Origin of the sequence: Paraburkholderia kirstenboschensis, assembly GCF_032806925.1 — a bacterium.
GTDB lineage: Bacteria > Pseudomonadota > Gammaproteobacteria > Burkholderiales > Burkholderiaceae > Paraburkholderia > Paraburkholderia kirstenboschensis.
Map to the genome: position 1 here is coordinate 558,382 of NZ_CP136512.1, position 16,221 is coordinate 574,602.

The 16,221-nt window shown below is 63.0% G+C and carries 16 protein-coding genes; 9 read left to right on the forward strand and 7 right to left on the reverse strand.

All coding sequences use genetic code 11. The features are described 5' to 3' along the window. The first annotated feature begins 187 nt into the window (after window positions 1-187). The 3 genes from RW095_RS11195 (at window position 188) to gabD (ending at window position 4,030) form a co-directional block, all read left to right on the forward strand. On the forward strand, window positions 188-1,024 hold the full coding sequence (locus RW095_RS11195) for a DMT family transporter (protein ID WP_317019089.1): 837 nt from the start codon (window positions 188-190) through the stop codon (window positions 1,022-1,024). A gap of 244 nt (window positions 1,025-1,268) precedes the next feature. Beyond that, window positions 1,269-2,558, forward strand: a complete 1,290-nt coding sequence (locus RW095_RS11200) for a 4-aminobutyrate--2-oxoglutarate transaminase (RefSeq protein WP_201702067.1) — start codon at window positions 1,269-1,271, stop codon at window positions 2,556-2,558. Between the two features lie 11 nt (window positions 2,559-2,569). Then, on the forward strand, window positions 2,570-4,030 hold the full coding sequence (gene gabD / locus RW095_RS11205) for an NADP-dependent succinate-semialdehyde dehydrogenase (RefSeq protein ID WP_317019092.1): 1,461 nt from the start codon (window positions 2,570-2,572) through the stop codon (window positions 4,028-4,030). Between the two features lie 69 nt (window positions 4,031-4,099). On the opposite strand, the gene RW095_RS11210 is transcribed toward gabD, so the two are convergent. After that, the gene (locus RW095_RS11210; RefSeq protein WP_317019093.1) at window positions 4,100-4,423 is read right to left on the reverse strand and encodes a DUF4148 domain-containing protein; all 324 of its coding nucleotides are present in this window, start codon (window positions 4,421-4,423) and stop codon (window positions 4,100-4,102) included. A 110-nt stretch (window positions 4,424-4,533) separates the two neighbouring features. After that, entirely contained in the window at window positions 4,534-5,544 is a 1,011-nt protein-coding gene (locus RW095_RS11215; protein ID WP_317019095.1) for a GlxA family transcriptional regulator, read from the reverse strand. Window positions 5,545-5,922: 378 nt separating this feature from the next. Here RW095_RS11215 and RW095_RS11220 point away from each other — a divergent pair, with 378 nt between their 5' ends. From RW095_RS11220 to RW095_RS11245, 6 genes are all read left to right on the forward strand, one after another. After that, on the forward strand, window positions 5,923-6,888 hold the full coding sequence (locus tag RW095_RS11220; RefSeq protein WP_128586599.1) for a choline ABC transporter substrate-binding protein: 966 nt from the start codon (window positions 5,923-5,925) through the stop codon (window positions 6,886-6,888). Between the two features lie 46 nt (window positions 6,889-6,934). Continuing rightward, window positions 6,935-7,864, forward strand: coding sequence for a BKACE family enzyme (locus tag RW095_RS11225; protein ID WP_317019097.1), 930 nt, complete (start codon window positions 6,935-6,937; stop codon window positions 7,862-7,864). A gap of 74 nt (window positions 7,865-7,938) precedes the next feature. Next, window positions 7,939-8,904 (forward strand): L-carnitine dehydrogenase, encoded by a 966-nt coding sequence (locus tag RW095_RS11230; RefSeq protein WP_317019098.1) that lies wholly within the window; start codon window positions 7,939-7,941, stop codon window positions 8,902-8,904. Between the two features lie 81 nt (window positions 8,905-8,985). After that, window positions 8,986-9,495, forward strand: coding sequence for a thioesterase family protein (locus RW095_RS11235; RefSeq protein ID WP_317019100.1), 510 nt, complete (start codon window positions 8,986-8,988; stop codon window positions 9,493-9,495). Next, the gene (locus RW095_RS11240) at window positions 9,488-10,435 is read left to right on the forward strand and encodes an alpha/beta hydrolase (protein ID WP_317019101.1); all 948 of its coding nucleotides are present in this window, start codon (window positions 9,488-9,490) and stop codon (window positions 10,433-10,435) included. The genes RW095_RS11235 and RW095_RS11240 overlap by 8 nt, the downstream gene beginning before the upstream one ends. 362 nt (window positions 10,436-10,797) lie before the next feature. Continuing rightward, window positions 10,798-11,295 carry an acyl-CoA thioesterase gene (locus RW095_RS11245; protein WP_128586595.1) on the forward strand — a complete coding sequence of 166 codons (498 nt, stop codon included), beginning with the start codon at window positions 10,798-10,800 and terminating at the stop codon, window positions 11,293-11,295. A gap of 23 nt (window positions 11,296-11,318) precedes the next feature. Here RW095_RS11245 and RW095_RS11250 read toward each other — a convergent pair whose 3' ends face one another. From RW095_RS11250 to RW095_RS11270, 5 genes are all read right to left on the reverse strand, one after another. Further along, on the reverse strand, window positions 11,319-12,749 hold the full coding sequence (locus RW095_RS11250; RefSeq protein WP_317019102.1) for a sensor histidine kinase: 1,431 nt from the start codon (window positions 12,747-12,749) through the stop codon (window positions 11,319-11,321). Window positions 12,750-12,772: 23 nt separating this feature from the next. Then, window positions 12,773-13,744 carry a response regulator gene (locus RW095_RS11255; protein ID WP_317019103.1) on the reverse strand — a complete coding sequence of 324 codons (972 nt, stop codon included), beginning with the start codon at window positions 13,742-13,744 and terminating at the stop codon, window positions 12,773-12,775. A gap of 300 nt (window positions 13,745-14,044) precedes the next feature. Then, the gene (locus RW095_RS11260) at window positions 14,045-14,719 is read right to left on the reverse strand and encodes an HAD family hydrolase (RefSeq protein WP_128586593.1); all 675 of its coding nucleotides are present in this window, start codon (window positions 14,717-14,719) and stop codon (window positions 14,045-14,047) included. Between the two features lie 58 nt (window positions 14,720-14,777). Further along, complete coding sequence (locus RW095_RS11265) at window positions 14,778-15,380, reverse strand: DUF2894 domain-containing protein (RefSeq protein WP_317019822.1); 603 nt, start codon at window positions 15,378-15,380, stop codon at window positions 14,778-14,780. 190 nt (window positions 15,381-15,570) lie between these two features. Next, on the reverse strand, window positions 15,571-16,218 hold the full coding sequence (locus tag RW095_RS11270; protein ID WP_128586604.1) for an OmpA family protein: 648 nt from the start codon (window positions 16,216-16,218) through the stop codon (window positions 15,571-15,573). Window positions 16,219-16,221: the final 3 nt, after the last annotated feature.

The window sequence follows — 16,221 nt, forward strand, 5'->3', positions numbered from 1 at the left end:
CCGGCGTCATATAGAAGTCATATGGACGTCATCATGACATCATCCGGCGCGCCACAAATCGCCTCCTTTCTCCCCATAAAGCCCCTGTACTTTAGTCGTCCACTCATCCATTTGCGTCTTCTGCTGGAATAATCACGGGCTTGCGGCCGGCAGTCAGGCCAGCCAACCTCGCCTGCCCTCGCCTTCGATGGAAACCCTTGTCGTCTTGCTGGTTCTGCTGTCGGCGCTGTTGCACGCCACGTGGAACGCCTTCCTGCATCTGTCCGAAGACCGCGTCTGGCTGCTCGGCATGATGGCGATTCCCTATATCGCCGTGAGCGCGGTCGGTGTGATGGTCCTGCCGATGCCCGCGCCTGCCGCGTGGCCTTATATCTTCGCGTCGGTGGTGTTGGAGTTCGGCTATCTGCTGGCGCTGATCCGCGCTTATCGAAGCGGCGACTTCGGGCAGATCTATCCGATTGCGCGCGGTCTGTCGCCGATGCTGGTGTTCGTCGGCGCGCTCGTGTTCGCTCATGAATCGCTCAAGCCGCTCGCCGCTATCGGCGTCGCGCTGGTGTCGATTGGCATCGTCTCGCTGGCGTTTCGCCGCGGCATGCGCTTCTCCGGCGAAAGTGTGCCGTTCGCGCTGCTGACCGGCTTTTTTATCGCGACATATTCGGTTGTCGACGGAATCGGCGCGCGCGTCGCGGGCAATGGCCTGAGCTACATCATGTGGGTCTATCTGATCTGGAACGTGCCGCAGTTTCTGCTCGCGTGGCATTGGCGCGGCGGCGCGAAGGGGCTGTTCATCGGCCGCTCGGTGGTGCTCAAGGGCATGGCCTCCGGCGCGCTCGCGCTCGTCGCGTATTGCCTGATCATCGAGGCATACCGTTATCTGCCCATCGCGATGGTCTCCGCGCTGCGCGAGTTGAGCTCGATCTTCGCGGTGTTGATCGGCTGGCTTTTCATGCGCGAGAAGCTCACTGCGCGGCGCATCGTTGCATGTGCACTGGTCACGCTGGGTGCGGTGCTGATCCGGATTTGATGCGCGTGCGGCTGCGCCTGCCTTGCGCTGTCGAATTGCCGCTCGGCAAGTGCGAACTGCGAAGTCCCAATTCAGAAGTTCGCCTGGCGTGTTCACGGATGCGCCGCCTCTTCCTCCTCGCCCCCGCCTCAATTGGCTCCTACGTTTTCATTTAAATGGCTCTGAAGCTAAGGGCCAAATCTCACTATAGTCGTTGCATGTGCCGCGCGACGCGCGGCGTCCGCCGACACCGAGGAGCCACGCGATGAACCTGAAGAACGCAGAATTGAAGAGCCGTAAGGACGCAGCCACGCCGCGCGGCGTCGGCGTGATGTGCGATTTCTATGCAGAGCGTGCCGAAAACGCGGAGCTGTGGGATGTGGAGGGCCGCCGCTTCATTGACTTCGCAGCGGGAATCGCTGTGTGCAACACGGGCCATCGTCATCCAAAGATCGTAGCCGCCATTCGTGACCAGCTGGACCGTTTCACGCACACCGCGTATCAGATCGTGCCATACGCGTCGTATGTCGAACTCGCCGAAAAGCTCAACGAGCGCGCGCCCGGCGATCATCCGAAGAAGACCGCGTTTTTCACGACCGGCGCGGAAGCCGTCGAAAACGCGATCAAGATCGCGCGCGCCGCGACCGGCCGTCCGGGCGTGATCGCCTTCACCGGCGGCTTTCATGGCCGCACGCTGATGGGCATGGCGCTGACGGGCAAGGTCGCGCCGTACAAGGCGGGCTTCGGTCCGTTCCCGTCCGACGTGTTTCATGCGCCGTTCCCGAATCCCCTGCATGGCGTGAGCACGGCCGATTCGCTGAAGGCCATCGAATTCCTGTTCAAGGCCGACGTCGATCCGAAGCGGGTCGCCGCGATCATCTTCGAACCGGTTCAGGGTGAAGGCGGGTTCTATCCCGCGCCGGCCGAGTTCGTGCGCGCGCTGCGCAAGCTGTGCAACGAGCACGGCATTCTGCTGATCGCCGATGAAGTGCAAACCGGCTTTGCCCGCACCGGCAAGCTGTTCGCCATGCATCACTACGACGTGGTGCCCGACCTGATGACGGTTGCCAAGAGCCTCGCGGGCGGCATGCCGCTGTCGGGCGTGATCGGCCGCGCCGACGTGATGGATGCGGCGGCGCCCGGCGGGCTCGGCGGCACATATGCGGGCAATCCGCTGGCGGTGGCCGCCGCGCTTGCGGTACTCGACATCATCGACGAAGAGAAGCTGTGCGAGCGCGCCACGATCCTCGGCGACCGCGTCAAGGCGAAGCTGATCGAGCTGCAAAAGGACGCGCCGCAAATCGCCGACGTGCGCGGCCCCGGCGGTATGGTGGCCGTCGAGTTCTGCAAGCCTGGCAGCACGGAACCCGACGCGGAATTCACGAAACGCGTGCAGGCACGCGCGCTCGAACGCGGCTTGCTGCTGCTGGTGTGCGGCGTCTATTCGAACGTGGTGCGCTTCCTGTTCCCGTTGACGATCGAGGACACGGTCTTCGAAGAGGCGCTTGCGATTCTCGAAGACGTCATCAAGGACAGCGTTGCTGTCGCAGCTTGAGGAAACGCCTGATGACCACGCTGACTCTGAAAGACCCGACTCTGCTGAAGACCCACGCCTATCTCGCGGGCGAATGGCAAGGCGCGGACAACGGCTCTACCTTCGAAGTCGTGAATCCCGCGACCGGCGAAGTCATCGTGACGGTGCCGCGCATGGGCACGGCGGAAACGCGCCGCGCCATTGACGCCGCCAACGCCGCATGGCCCGCATGGCGCGCGACCACCGCCAAACAACGCGCGGTGATTTTGCGCAAGTGGCATGACCTGATGCTCGAGAACGCCGACGACCTCGCGCTCATTCTCACCACCGAACAAGGCAAGCCGCTTGCCGAGGCGAAAGGCGAAATCCAGTACGCGGCCTCGTTCCTCGAATGGTTCGCGGAAGAAGGCAAGCGCGTGAATGGCGACACCATTCCCACGCCGGCAAGCGACAAGCGCATTGTCGTGACGAAGGAGCCCGTTGGCGTTTGCGCGGCGATCACGCCGTGGAATTTCCCGGCCGCCATGATCACGCGCAAAGTCGGTCCGGCGCTTGCGGCGGGCTGTCCGATAATCGTCAAGCCGGCTGAAGCGACGCCGCTTTCCGCGCTCGCGCTCGCCGTGCTGGCCGAACGCGCGGGCGTGCCGCGCGGCGTGTTCAATGTGGTGACGGGCGAGCCGAAAGCGATCGGCGCGGAAATGACCGGCAATCCGATTGTGCGCAAGCTGTCGTTCACCGGCTCGACGCCCGTGGGCCGTCTGCTGATGGCGCAGTGCGCGCCGACGGTAAAAAAGGTGTCGCTCGAACTGGGCGGCAACGCGCCGTTCATCGTTTTCGACGACGCCGATCTCGACGCCGCCGTGGCTGGCGCGATTGCATCGAAATATCGAAATAGCGGCCAGACCTGTGTTTGCACGAACCGCTTCTACGTACACGACAAGGTTTACGACGCGTTCGCCGAGAAGCTGCGCGCCGCCGTCGCGCAATTGACGGTCGGCCGCGGCACCGAGGCAGGTGTCACGCAGGGTCCGCTCATCAATGAAGCGGCGGTGCTCAAGGTGGAGTCGCATATCGAAGACGCGCTCGCCAAAGGCGCGCGCGTCGTGACGGGCGGCAAGCGCCATGCGCTCGGTCACGGCTTCTTCGAGCCGACCATACTCGCGGATGTCACGCCAGACATGAAGGTGGCGCGAGACGAAACCTTCGGTCCGCTTGCGCCGCTGTTCCGTTTTTCATCGGACGAGGAAGTAATCGCGCTCGCCAACGACACCGAGTTCGGTCTCGCGTCGTACTTCTACAGCCGCGACATCGGACGCGTCTGGCGCGTCGCCGAAGCGTTGGAGTACGGCATGGTCGGCATCAATACAGGACTGATCTCGAACGAGGTCGCGCCATTCGGCGGCGTCAAGCAATCGGGCTTGGGGCGTGAAGGCTCGCACTATGGCATCGACGATTACGTGGTCATCAAGTACATGTGCGTGGGCGGCATCTGAATGTGAAAACGGCACGCAAAAGCGTGCCGTTTTTTTTCGCGCGGCGAAAGCCGCCGCGCCGCAATCCCGTTACTGTCCGACGTACACCGGAGCCGAGTACGAGCTCGACGTCACTTCAGCGCGGTTGCCGGCTTGCGACGAGCCGTTCGTTGCCGAACCATAGCCGCTCGTTTGAGCCGCACCGTTCTGCGCGGCGACGCGCGCTTCGGCAGCCTGAATGTTGGCCGGGTAGTCGTAGTCGTTCGACGTTGCCGGGTTATAGCCCGCCTTCTCCAGCTGGATCAGTTCGGCGCGGACCTGAGCGCGGGTGACCGGCTGGTTCGATTGCGCGAAAGCGGCGAGCGGTGCGGAAATAAGAGCGGCGATAACAGCAGCTTCGACCAGGGATTTCATGATTACTACCTCCAGAGATTGTTTTGTGCTGTGCTGAAGGCGGTTCGTCTTCAGCAGATAGACACAGTTTAGGAGGCGAGGAACCTAGGGTAAACCCCAGATCAAAGAATTCACTGTTGTCGTATTTGCGATATTTCGGCGGCATGCGCGCTGATTAGCGCTTTCGACGACACGAAGCCGCCTGTCACCTGGCGGTCGCTGCGGGGGCTTGCGCCGAACCGGGCGCGATACGTCCGCGAAAAGTGCGACGGCGACTCGAAGCCGCACGCGACGCAAATCGACGTAATCGACATGTCGGTCTGTTGCAGCAACTCTCGCGCGCGAGAAAGCCGTAATTGCAGATAGAAATGCGTCGGCGTGTCCTTCAGCGACGCGCAGAACAGCCGTTCGAGCTGCCGGCGCGTCACGCCGATTTCCTGCGCGAGCCGGTCGGGCGTCAACGGCTCTTCCATGTGCTGCTCCATCACGCCGATCACCTGAATCAGCTTGCGGTTGTGCACGCCGTAGCGCGCGGCGATCTCCATGCGTTGATGGTCGGAGCGCTGACGGATGCGGCTCACCACGAACTGCTCCGACACCGCCGAGGCCAGCGCCGCGCCATGCTCGCGGCCGATCAGGTCGAGCATCATGTCAATTGACGCCGTGCCGCCCGCGCATGTGATGCGCCGCGCGCCGATCTCGAACAGCTCCTGACTCGCATTCAGCGACGGATAGCGCTCGCGAAACGCCGACAGCGCCTCCCAATGCACGGTCACGTTGTCCTCGTCGCCGAGCAGCCCCGCTTCAGCGAGAACGAAGCTGCCCGTATCTATCCCGCCGAGCGTCGCGCCGGCCCGTTCCAGACGCTTGAGCCACTCGGCCAGTTCGCGCGTGTAGCAGGCGAGCGGCTCGAAGCCCGCCACGACGAACAACAGCCGCGCATCGTTCACACCGTCGATCGCGGCGTCGGCGTTGATCGAAATTCCGTTGCTGGCCGCGACCGGTGCGCCGTCGAGGCTCAGAATGCGCCAGCGGTAAAGCTCGCCGCGAAAGCGATTGGCAACGCGTAACGGCTCGACCGCCGACATGAAGCCGATCGCCGAAAAACCCGGCAGCAGCAGGAACGATATCTCTTCAGGCATTTCGCGGGACCCGGTCAGATGCGAAGACGAAGGCGCGAGACGAAAGCGGCAAGCGCAAGCCGCCTCGCGGTTCCGGGCGAGCGTAGCAAGCGCTTCGCGGGCGGGCAAGGCGCGCCAAAAATCTCCCAGACGATTGCTGCGTTGCAATGGCGCGGCTACGTCGGCGCATGCTGGTTTTCCCTTGTTGTCGCGTGGAAGCAAGAACGGGTCGCTGACGGTCGCTTTGGCGGCAATATGGGGCATTAACGTTAGGGCATCGAGGCAGGCGATTCCGTGAGTTCGCGGCTGTGCTTGCAGCCTTGCTTCGCAGCCTTACCGGTAAGCGGTCCGTTCGACAACGCGCGGTCAAACGCGCATAAGCGTCAATAGGGGAACGTCATGAAGTTACACATCAAAACGCGGCTGGCTCAACTCGCGTGCCTCGCGGCCGCATTCGCCGCCGCGGTTACCGCGCTGCCCGCGTTCGCGCAGGACCCGGCCGCTTGCCGCGCCGTGCGTTTCGCGGACATCGGCTGGACTGACATCACGTCGACAACCGCGCTCGCGTCCACCGTTTTCGAGGGGCTCGGTTATCAGCCGGTCACCACCGTCGCTTCCGTGCCGATTTCGTTTGCGGGCTTGAAGAGCAAGCAGCTCGACGTGTCGCTCGGCTACTGGTGGCCGGTGCAGGAGAAAGCCATCGCGCCGTTCGTCGAATCGAAGTCGATCGAAGTATTGCAGCCGCCCAATCTGACCGGAGCGAAGGCGACCTTCGCGGTGCCGGCCTATGCGTATGACGCGGGCCTCAAAACATTCGCGGACATCGCCAAACATCGCGATCAGCTCGACGGCAAGATCTACGGCATCGAACCCGGCAGCAGCGCGAACGCAGCCATCCAGAAAATGATCGCAACCAACCAGTTCGGCCTCGGCGGATTCAAGCTGATTGAATCGAGCGAAGCAGGCATGCTCGTTTCAGTGGACCGCGCGATCCGCGAAAAGAAATGGGTGGTGTTTCTCGGCTGGGAACCGCATCCGATGAATATTCAGATCGACATGAAATACCTGTCCGGCAGCGAGGGCGTGTTCGGTCCGAACGACGGCGAAGCGCGTGTTTATACGCTGACATCGCCCGCCTATCTGACGCGTTGCCCGAACGCGGGCAAGCTCGTGAGCAACCTGCGCTTTTCCACGCAACTGGAGAACCTGGTCATGCAATCGGTGATGAACAAGCAAAAGCCCGCCGATGCCGCGAAGGCGTATCTGAAGAAGAACCCGCAAGTACTCGACGCATGGCTTGCCGGTGTGAAGACCTACGACGGCAAGGACGGTTTGCCCGCGGTCAAGGCCTACCTCGGGCTTTGAGTCAGTGCGCGAGTCGTGACACTTTCATCTACAGGAATCAGCACGCATGAACCATGAAGTCATCGTGACCTGCGCGGTCACCGGCGCGGGCGACACAGTCGGCAAGCACCCCGCCATTCCTGTCACGCCCAAGCAGATCGCAGAGGCCGCCATCGAAGCGGCTAAAGCGGGCGCCACCGTCGCGCATTGCCATGTGCGCGATCCGAAAACCGGACGCGGCAGCCGCGATCCGCAGTTGTATCGCGAGGTAGTCGACCGGATTCGCTCGTCGGGTACGGACGTCATCATCAATCTGACTGCGGGCATGGGCGGCGATCTGGAAATCGGTCCCGGCGAAGACCCGATGCGCTTCGGCGCGAACACGGATCTGGTCGGCGGCCTGACGCGCCTTGCGCACGTCGAAGAGTTGCTGCCCGAGATCTGCACGCTCGATTGCGGCACGCTCAATTTCGGCGACGGCGACTACATCTACGTTTCGACGCCCGCGCAACTGCGCGCCGGAGCAACGCGCATTCAGGAACTCGGCGTAAAGCCAGAGCTGGAAATTTTCGATACCGGCCATTTGTGGTTCGCCAAACAATTGCTGAAGGAAGGCCTGCTCGACGCGCCGCCGCTATTCCAACTCTGCCTTGGCATTCCGTGGGGCGCGCCCGCCGATACCACGACGATGAAAGCCATGGCCGACAACCTCCCACCGGGCGCGCAATGGGCGGGCTTCGGCATCGGCCGCATGCAGATGCCGATGGTCGCGCAAGCGATGTTGCTCGGCGGCCATGTGCGAGTCGGCCTCGAAGACAACATCTGGCTCGATAAAGGCGTGCCCGCGACGAACGGTACGCTCGTGCAGCGCGCGGTGGAAATCATCGAACGCCTGGGCGGACGTGCGCTCACACCCGCTGAAGGACGACGCAAGCTCGGCCTGCCCGCGCGCGGAGAACGGCAACTCGAACGGCGCGTGGCCGGGGAATACGTTTGAGCGTGCGACGCTGCATGTGCTTGCGAACGGCTACGGCATCGAAGAACTCATAGGCAAACAAGGAAACGTCAGCAATGGCAGTGATCGTCGATATCAAAACATTCGCCGCAATCGGCGCGGGCGTGATCGGCAGCGGCTGGGTGGCGCGCGCGCTGGCGCACGGGCTCGATGTGATCGCGTGGGACCCCGCACCGGGCGCGGAAAAGCAGCTGCGCGAGAACGTCGCTAATGCGTGGCCCGCGCTCGAGCGCGTCGGCCTCGCCGTGGGCGCGTCGCAGTCGAGGCTGCGCTTCGTCGATACGATCGAAGCGTGTGTCGCGCACGCGGACTTCATTCAGGAAAGCGCGCCCGAGCGCGAGGAACTGAAGCTCGCGCTGCACGAACAGATCAGCCGCGCCGCGAAGCCGGACGCGATCATCGCTTCGTCCACTTCGGGGCTATTGCCGAGCGACTTCTACGCGCGGGCTGTGAATCCGCAGCGCTGCATCGTCGGGCATCCGTTCAATCCGGTGTATCTGCTGCCGCTCGTCGAGGTGCTCGGCGGGGAGAGCACGGCGCCTGAAACCATCGACGCCGCGCTGCACATTTATCGCTCGCTTTCAATGCGCCCGCTGCGAGTCCGCAAGGAAGTGCCCGGCTTTATCGCGGACCGGCTGCTGGAAGCACTGTGGCGCGAAGCCCTGCATCTGGTCAACGAAGGCGTGGCGACCACCGGCGAGATCGACGACGCAATCCGCTTCGGCGCGGGCATCCGCTGGTCGTTCATGGGCACGTTCCTTACCTACACGCTTGCGGGCGGCGATGCGGGCATGCGCCACTTCATGCAGCAGTTCGGTCCCGCGCTGGAGCTGCCGTGGACTAAACTGATAGCGCCGAAGCTGACCGGCGAACTGATCGACCGCGTGGTGGACGGCACCGCCGAACAGGTCGGCCCGCGCTCGATCAAACAGTTGGAGCGTTATCGCGACGACTGCATCACGAGTGTGCTGGCCGCAATCGGCGAAGCCAAGGCGCGGCACGGACTGACGCCTGCGGATTGACGGGAGCCCTGGCGATCCTCCGCATCGCGCACGCCGCAGAGCGCGAGGCACGCGCCGAACCAGACAAGGAGACTCCGCACCATGCTGCAAACCGCTTCCCTGCCCTGCTATCGCGACACGGTGCGCGCCGAATGGGTCGATTACAACGGCCATTTACGCGACGCGTTCTACATGCTGATCTTCAGCTTCGCGACCGACGAACTGATCGACCAGATCGGTTTGCCAGACGCCGTGCGTAAGGAACGGGGCCGCTCGATCTACACACTCGAAGCGCATATCAACTATCTGCATGAGATCAAGGAAGGTACGCGCGTGCGTGTCGATATGCGGGTGCTCGGGTGCGACGCCAAGCGGCTGCAGCTTTACCTGGAGATGTTCGCTGACGACGGCGACACGCCGGTCGCGGCGGGCGAGCAGATGCTGTTGCACGTCGACACGAGCGGGCCGCGTTCGGCCGCATTCGATGCCGACGTGGCCGCTCGCGTGCGGGAACTGGCCGACGCCCATGCCGCGTTACCGCCCGCGACCTACGCGGGACGCATGATCGGCCTGCCCGCCGCCGCGCAGCGTAGCCGGAGCCAACATGCTTGAGCCGCAGATGGCCGCATTCATCGCACGAGCCGCCGCGATCTATCCGGGACATAGCACCTCGTTGACGCCGCGCGAGCAGCGCGAAATCTACGACCGCTACGCGGCCGTGCTCACTCCGCCTCTGCCCGCAGAAGTCGTCACCGAAGACGCGCAATTCCCGGCCGCCGCAGGCCATTCGATTGCGCTGAGGCTTTATCGCAATGGTGCAAAGGCGAGCGAAATGCCGCGTGGCACCGTGCTGTATTTCCACGGCGGCGGCTTCGTGCTTGGATCGCTGGACAGTCATCAGGTCATCACAGCACGCCTTGCCGCGGACACGGGCCTCGATGTAATCGCCGTGGATTACCGGCTCGCGCCCGAACATCGCGCACCGGCCGCGCATGACGACTGCATGGAGGTCACGCTCGCCGCCCTGCAACGGCGGCTGCCCTTCGATTCGCCTGCCGGCGCCACGCTGCAACTCGCGGGCGATAGCGCTGGCGGCACGCTCGCTGCCAGCGTCGCGATGCGATTGCGCGACGAGGGCATCGAAGGAATAAGCGGTCTCGCGCTGGTTTATCCGATGCTCGGCACCGACCCGCAGCCGCCCGCACGCGATACCGAAGCGCAAGCGCCCATGCTGACGCTCACCGACGTCCACGCGTTTCGCGACATGTATTGGGGCGAAACGGCGCCATGCCCCAAGTGGACAATCCCGCTCGACGCCACGCGTTATGACGACCTTCCGCCCACCCTTGCGATTGGCGCTGAACACGATCCGCTCAGAGACGACGCCCGTGTGTTGGTCGAACGCATTCAGGCTGCCGGCGGAGAAGCACACCTCGTAATCGGCACAGGGCTCGTGCATGGGTGCTGGCGCGCTATCGAATCGAGCCCGGGCGTGCGGGCGATGCATGACGAAGTCTGCCGCTTTCTGTCCGCAAACGCCCGCGCGGCCTGAACAGCGAATTGCCGCGCGACTTTATGCGCTTTCAATAAAGGCCGTTTGTCAATCGGTCATTAAACTCGAAACGCGCTGCATAGCGGCTTTCCTTCCCGCTTATACCCATTCCCGCATTCCGCGTCGCAGTTCCATTTGTTCTGTTGGCTGACCCACTGAATAAAAGAATCGCTGCGTCAACACTGTCGTCGGACTGATGGTCCGCTCACCAAGGCCCGTCGTGCGAGCCGCGCATGAATTGCACGGCTCTTGTCGCGCGAATAGCCATATCAGCCATTTCCCCAAGAGAATGGGATGTGCCCGCCGTGCTGGCAGGCATGTGTGGCTGCCACAAGCAGCCGTTCCTGCAAAAGGAAAATCGTATGTTGATGCGAGAAGCTATCCCTCACGCTCTGAATCGTGGCAATGCTCATCTTTCGGAGAGCCCGCTGGCAATGGATTCGCCGAAAACCTTCCAGCATTCCTTCGACATCTATCTAAAAGATTCGAATGCGTTCATGAACACGTATTTCGCCCGCTACTTCGAGTGGCAAGGCGTTTGCCGCGAGCGTTGGTTCCACGAGTGCATCCATGACAACCTGCTCGGGTCGGACGGCATGTTCGTGACCAAACGCGCGCACCAGGAATACGTGCATGAGACCTTTCCGTTTCAGCGGGTAGATTGCTACTTGAACACGGTGCAAGTGAGGCAATGCTCGGCGTACTTGCTGTTCCGCTTTTGCGTCGATGGGCGCAAGGTGTCGCAAGGCTATCAGCAGATTCTGTATGCCGGGCGCGACCGGAAGATCCGGCGCTTTCCTGATGGAATCGTCGACCGTGTGAAGGAGTATGAGTTGCCGTTGTCGGCGCTGACGGAATAAGCCACAGCGCTCAAACCAAAGTCTTAACGCCGGCGCGCTTCGCGTACCGGCGACCTGGACAATGCCCTGTCCGCTGCCGAGCCCGGCAGCGGCAGCCGCACGATAAAAGTGGTGTGCGCACCGCGCACCGACGTGCATTCGATACTGCCGCCCAGCAGCTCCGTCGCGCGGCGGCAGAAGGCGAGTCCCATGCCGGCGCCGCTGCCGTGCCGCTTGGTCGAGAAGAACGCGTCGAAGATGTGCGGAAGAACGTCCGGCGCAATGCCTGGGCCCGTGTCGCGAAATTGCAGCATGCAGAAATTCTGGTCCTCCAGCGCGCTGATCGTAATCTGCCCTTCGCCGCTCACATGAATCGCATGCAATGCGTTTTTCAGCAGATTGAACAGCACGAAGACCACCACCGTATCGGAGCCGGAAAAGCGCAGCATTGGATCGATCGGCAGGATCGTGATGCGCTCGCGTTCGCCGGCGCGAAACGGATAACGTTCGAGCGCGGAGTCCACGCACTGCCGTACCGGATGCGCGCTGAAACGGCTACGGTCGAGCCGGTCGAGCGTGTACGAAGCGAGCGCCATTTCGACCATCGCGCTGGTGCCGGACACTTCGCGCCTGATCGCCGTGGCAAGCTGGCTGATGCGCTCGGACTGGCCGGAGTGTTCGTCATCGTCATACAGGCCGTGCGTGACGGCGAGGCGATAACCTTTGAATACATGACTCCAGACGCTTGCGATCTCGTCGGCGTGCATGCCGATCGTGGCAAGCGGCGTGGCGATCTCGTGCGCGATGGTAGCCGCAAGCGCATACGGATGAATCAGGTGATAGCGCACAATCGTGATGGCAAGCAGCCCCAGACTCAGCGCGATGAACAACACGCCAGGCGGATAGAACGGATAGCCATAGTTGACTGCATAGTCGACCGCTGCAAACGAGTAGAGGCCAAGCGCCGCGAGACATAGGTCCAGACGCCGGCGCGCCTGCCCGCCCGCATTCTTTCGCGCGTTAAGCAAAAGCTGGCCGCTGCGCGCGGCAAGCAGCACCGTCTGCACGACATGCAGCGGATGCAGCGGCCCTGCAATCGGATAGTAGCCAAAGAAATAGTGCTGATAACCGGCGACTACTTCATTGCCTGGCAGCAATACCGCGAGCACGAAAGACAAACCATACGACGCAAGCAACAGCGGCCGCTCGCGGCGCCGTGCCGCGACTTCTGTCACGAAGTGATAGAACGTAGTAGGCAGAAAGAGAATGAACAGATAGCCGACGCGAACCAGCAAGCCGGCGATCTGCGCATCTTTGGTCTGGAAGAGCAGCGTCCATGTGCCCTGCCATGCGAAAGTCGCCGCGCACATCAGCAGGAAAGGCGCCGATAGCCGCGTAACCCCTTGCGTAATGACCACGTAGAGGCCGAACACGACGAACATGGCCGACACGAAGGCAGTTGGAATGGCGTACATGTGGCTCGACGTGCCGGCGCGCGTTAGCGTGCCCGGTTACTCCGCCACTGCGCAAACGAGAGCGGCTTGACGCCGGCCTCGACCACTTCCGGCGTCTCAACCGGGCTCCAGCCGTAGAAAGCGTCGCCCCAGCCGGGAATGGGTTGCGGCTTGAGCATCCTGAATTCGACGCCCGACCGGTAGGCGAGATGCGGCCAGAAAAGCGGCATGACCTCGCGCACCGCCATCTGCTTCAGCAACTCGGCGGGGCCGCTTTCGTCTGCAACGATCTCGCCCTGAGATATCCAGTCGTGCTCGGCCCACGCGACGAAGACACTCGCCCTTCCCTCGCGATCGAACATGAGAATTGCATTCTGCTCGGGCCGCCAGTAATACTCGACGATGCCTTTGTCCTTCACCACTTCGTCCAGCACCGTGCGCGTGCGCGGATCGCAATACGTCATGCCGTTCTCGCCCAACGCGAGCCAGCCCGTTTCGGAGCAGTGGCGGTTCTTCGCGTCCTTGAGAAAGTGGACGAGCCGGTTCGCCGAATCGGCGTCGGTCTTGCGCAGATAGAGATCGACAATGCCGGCGTTGAACGCTTTCACTGCGACAGTTTCGTCCGCGACGCCCGTGAGCAGAATTTTCGCGCAATGCAGATTAGATATGGACGACAGAAACTCGACACCGCTCACACCCGGCATGTCGTAGTCCACCACGACGGCTGCCACTTCGGAGAAACGCGATTCGCGCGCGAGCACATCCCGCTGCGGCGATGTTTCGACGAAGCGATCAAAACCTGTCTCGCTCAAGCAGGCTGACGCTGGCGCGAATTCCAGCGAGTTCTCACGCGCATGCTGACGTATGAACGCGAGTCCCGCCTGGGGACGCGAGAAGAACAGATTCGTGGAAACGTCCGGAAAAAAGCGGCGCAGGGCGTCGAGGTAGTTGTCGTTGTCGTCGACGAAAACAACCGTTGTCGGATAGGAGACCGGTGGTCGAATAAACTTGTTCATGTTTTTAGCGTGGTTCGTCGGGCCGCCGCAGAGCGTTACTGTGACAGGCTCGCCGGCCACCGCATGCGCTTGTGGAACGCTTGTGGAACATACCGGCGCGCCGCCAAATGCGTACACGCCGGTCAATCTATCGCTCGTTGCAAGGCCGGCCCCGTTGCACCGTATAGTACAGGGCTCTTGGCGCGAACAGTACAAAGTTACGCGTGGTGGCGGCAGCCTATGCGCGTTGAATCAACCGATTGAGCGATGGTAGAACTAGCCGCCACGGCCGCGTTGATTGCGGCCGCGCCATGCTCGCAACTAGGGCCGCGAGGCGACTTCGTCGAGATGGTCCAATAATGCCGCGGGGTCGTCGTAGACGCGCAGCGCGCCCGCGCGCTCCAGCTCTTCTGTGCCGTAGCCGCCCGACAGCAATCCGACACCGAGTGCGCGGCAGCGCCGCGCCGCGAGCATGTCCCAGATGCTGTCGCCTACTACGACCGAGTGTTCGATCTCAACGCCAAGGCGTTCGGCCGCCGCGAGGAAAAGGTCCGGGTCGGGCTTCGCATACTTAACGTCGTCGCGCGTCACGACAACCGCTTTTGCCGGATCGACGCCGAGCGCTTCCAGATTCACCGCCGCGGTTTCCATGCGCCCGCTGGTCGCCACGGCCCAAGGTGTGCCAGCTTGCGTCAAAGCATCGAGCAGTTCGCGCGCGCCCGGCAGCGGACATACTTGCGCCCGCAAGCTTTGATAGGCAGCCGCGTGGGCATGACGAAGACGCTCGCTGCGCTCGGCGCTGATCTCTCCGTGTGTCTCACGCAGAAGCTGATTGGTGAAGAGACCCCCGCTCATGCCGATCTTTCGATGAATCCGCCAGACCGACAGTGGAATGCCTTCGCTGTCGAGCGCTTCTTTCCACGCCAGCACGTGTTGATAAACACTGTCGACGAGCGTGCCGTCGAGATCGAATAAAAATGACGTCTGGATTCGCATGGTGGGCTCCTTTCGATGGCTACCACCACCAATATGCCACGGCACACGCCGTCCGGCATCAGCGCGCCTTGTTGCGAGTGCCCTTGGCCGCCGCTCCGGCGCGCGGCGCATCCTTGCTGGCCGGGGCGCCGCCGCTCAATTGCTCCATCCAGGACAGCGCGTCGACATACGACAAAAACTGTTTCAGATAGCCCGGCGACAACTCGCGCATCAGCGACAGCGACCGGTGCACGAGGCTGCTCGAGTTGAGCGGACCGGCATTGCCGGGTGCCGGCTGCAGCGACTGCCGCAACTGCTTCTCGGTGCGAACCTTGGCCCACGTCTCTCTGAAATAATCGAGAGCGAGAAGCTCGGGGTAGGGGGCGCGGTCGCCTTCACGGTGCCGCGGCTCGTTTTGCATGTAGCCGACGAGTTCGGCAAGCGCGCCGCGTGCAGGCTCATTCGCAGACGACGCGTGACCGGCGGTGGCCGCCGCATGGCCGACTTTGCGCGCATATGTTTCGAGCAGCACGGCAAGCTTCTCGTCCAGCACATGGCGCGCGGCGCCGGTGTGCGCGGCGGCGCGTCGCTCCAACGCGTCGATGAAAGCGAAACGAAGCGGATCGAGGCGGTCGGCGCCGCTCTCGCGCCACGCGTCGAGGGTGGCACGCGGGCTTTGCACGGCGGGATTCGTCGGCGTGGTCCTGGGTGTGTGCTTTGCCTCGGCCGTGTGCTTTGCCTCGGCCGTGTGCTTTGCCTCCGCCGTGTGCGTGGTTTCCGTCGTGCGCGTGGTTTCGGCCGTCTGCACGGTTTCACCTGTGCATCCAGCCTGCGGTACATCCGACGCCCGCCTCGCGTCGACGTTCGCGCTGTTACTCATGGGGCTTGCCTGCCGCAGCCGACGGCCTCGGAACCGGCGCTATTTCCACGCGACGATTGCGTGCCCGCCCTGGCTCGTCGGCATTCGAGCTCACGGGTTGTCCGGAGCCGAACGCCGCGGCGAACACCGACGACGCCGGCACGCCCGCATCGATCAGCGCGCGGGTCACTGTCAGCGCGCGCTGCGCCGACAGTTCCCAGTTGTCCGCGAAACGGCGGTTGCCTTCGCGCAGCCGCTGGTCGTCGGTGAAGCCGCTCACCATCAGGATTTCGTCGTTCGCGCGCAGATACGCAGACAACGGCCCGGCGAGGCTCTTCAACAGATCGCGCCCTTGCGGCTGCAACTGGTCGGAGTTGAGCGCGAACAGCACGTTGCCGCTGATGCCGATACGTCCGTTCACCAGCGTCACGCGGCCCGCCGCGAGGGGCCCCGCCAGCGCCTGCTCGAGCGTCTTGCGGCGCTGCGTTTCAAGCTGACGCTGCTTGACCTCCTGGTCGAGCTTGTTCGACAGCTCCAGCTGCACGCCGATGACAGCCACCAGAATCAGCATGAAAGCGCCGAGCAGCACGGACATCAGGTCGCCGAACGCCGCCCAGATCGGCGCGCCCGGCTCCACGCCGCCGTCGATGTCCTCGCTCATCCC

Bases quoted from the DNA above. Each gene is read 5' to 3' on its own strand.
- RW095_RS11195 (WP_317019089.1), top strand. From the start codon at position 188: ATGGAAACCCTTGTCGTCTTGCTGGTTCTGCTGTCGGCGCTGTTGCAC.
- RW095_RS11200 (WP_201702067.1), top strand. From the start codon at position 1,269: ATGAACCTGAAGAACGCAGAATTGAAGAGCCGTAAGGACGCAGCCACG.
- gabD (WP_317019092.1), top strand. From the start codon at position 2,570: ATGACCACGCTGACTCTGAAAGACCCGACTCTGCTGAAGACCCACGCC.
- RW095_RS11210 (WP_317019093.1), bottom strand. From the start codon at position 4,423: ATGAAATCCCTGGTCGAAGCTGCTGTTATCGCCGCTCTTATTTCCGCA.
- RW095_RS11215 (WP_317019095.1), bottom strand. From the start codon at position 5,544: ATGCCTGAAGAGATATCGTTCCTGCTGCTGCCGGGTTTTTCGGCGATC.
- RW095_RS11220 (WP_128586599.1), top strand. From the start codon at position 5,923: ATGAAGTTACACATCAAAACGCGGCTGGCTCAACTCGCGTGCCTCGCG.
- RW095_RS11225 (WP_317019097.1), top strand. From the start codon at position 6,935: ATGAACCATGAAGTCATCGTGACCTGCGCGGTCACCGGCGCGGGCGAC.
- RW095_RS11230 (WP_317019098.1), top strand. From the start codon at position 7,939: ATGGCAGTGATCGTCGATATCAAAACATTCGCCGCAATCGGCGCGGGC.
- RW095_RS11235 (WP_317019100.1), top strand. From the start codon at position 8,986: ATGCTGCAAACCGCTTCCCTGCCCTGCTATCGCGACACGGTGCGCGCC.
- RW095_RS11240 (WP_317019101.1), top strand. From the start codon at position 9,488: ATGCTTGAGCCGCAGATGGCCGCATTCATCGCACGAGCCGCCGCGATC.
- RW095_RS11245 (WP_128586595.1), top strand. From the start codon at position 10,798: ATGTTGATGCGAGAAGCTATCCCTCACGCTCTGAATCGTGGCAATGCT.
- RW095_RS11250 (WP_317019102.1), bottom strand. From the start codon at position 12,749: ATGTACGCCATTCCAACTGCCTTCGTGTCGGCCATGTTCGTCGTGTTC.
- RW095_RS11255 (WP_317019103.1), bottom strand. From the start codon at position 13,744: ATGAACAAGTTTATTCGACCACCGGTCTCCTATCCGACAACGGTTGTT.
- RW095_RS11260 (WP_128586593.1), bottom strand. From the start codon at position 14,719: ATGCGAATCCAGACGTCATTTTTATTCGATCTCGACGGCACGCTCGTC.
- RW095_RS11270 (WP_128586604.1), bottom strand. From the start codon at position 16,218: ATGAGCGAGGACATCGACGGCGGCGTGGAGCCGGGCGCGCCGATCTGG.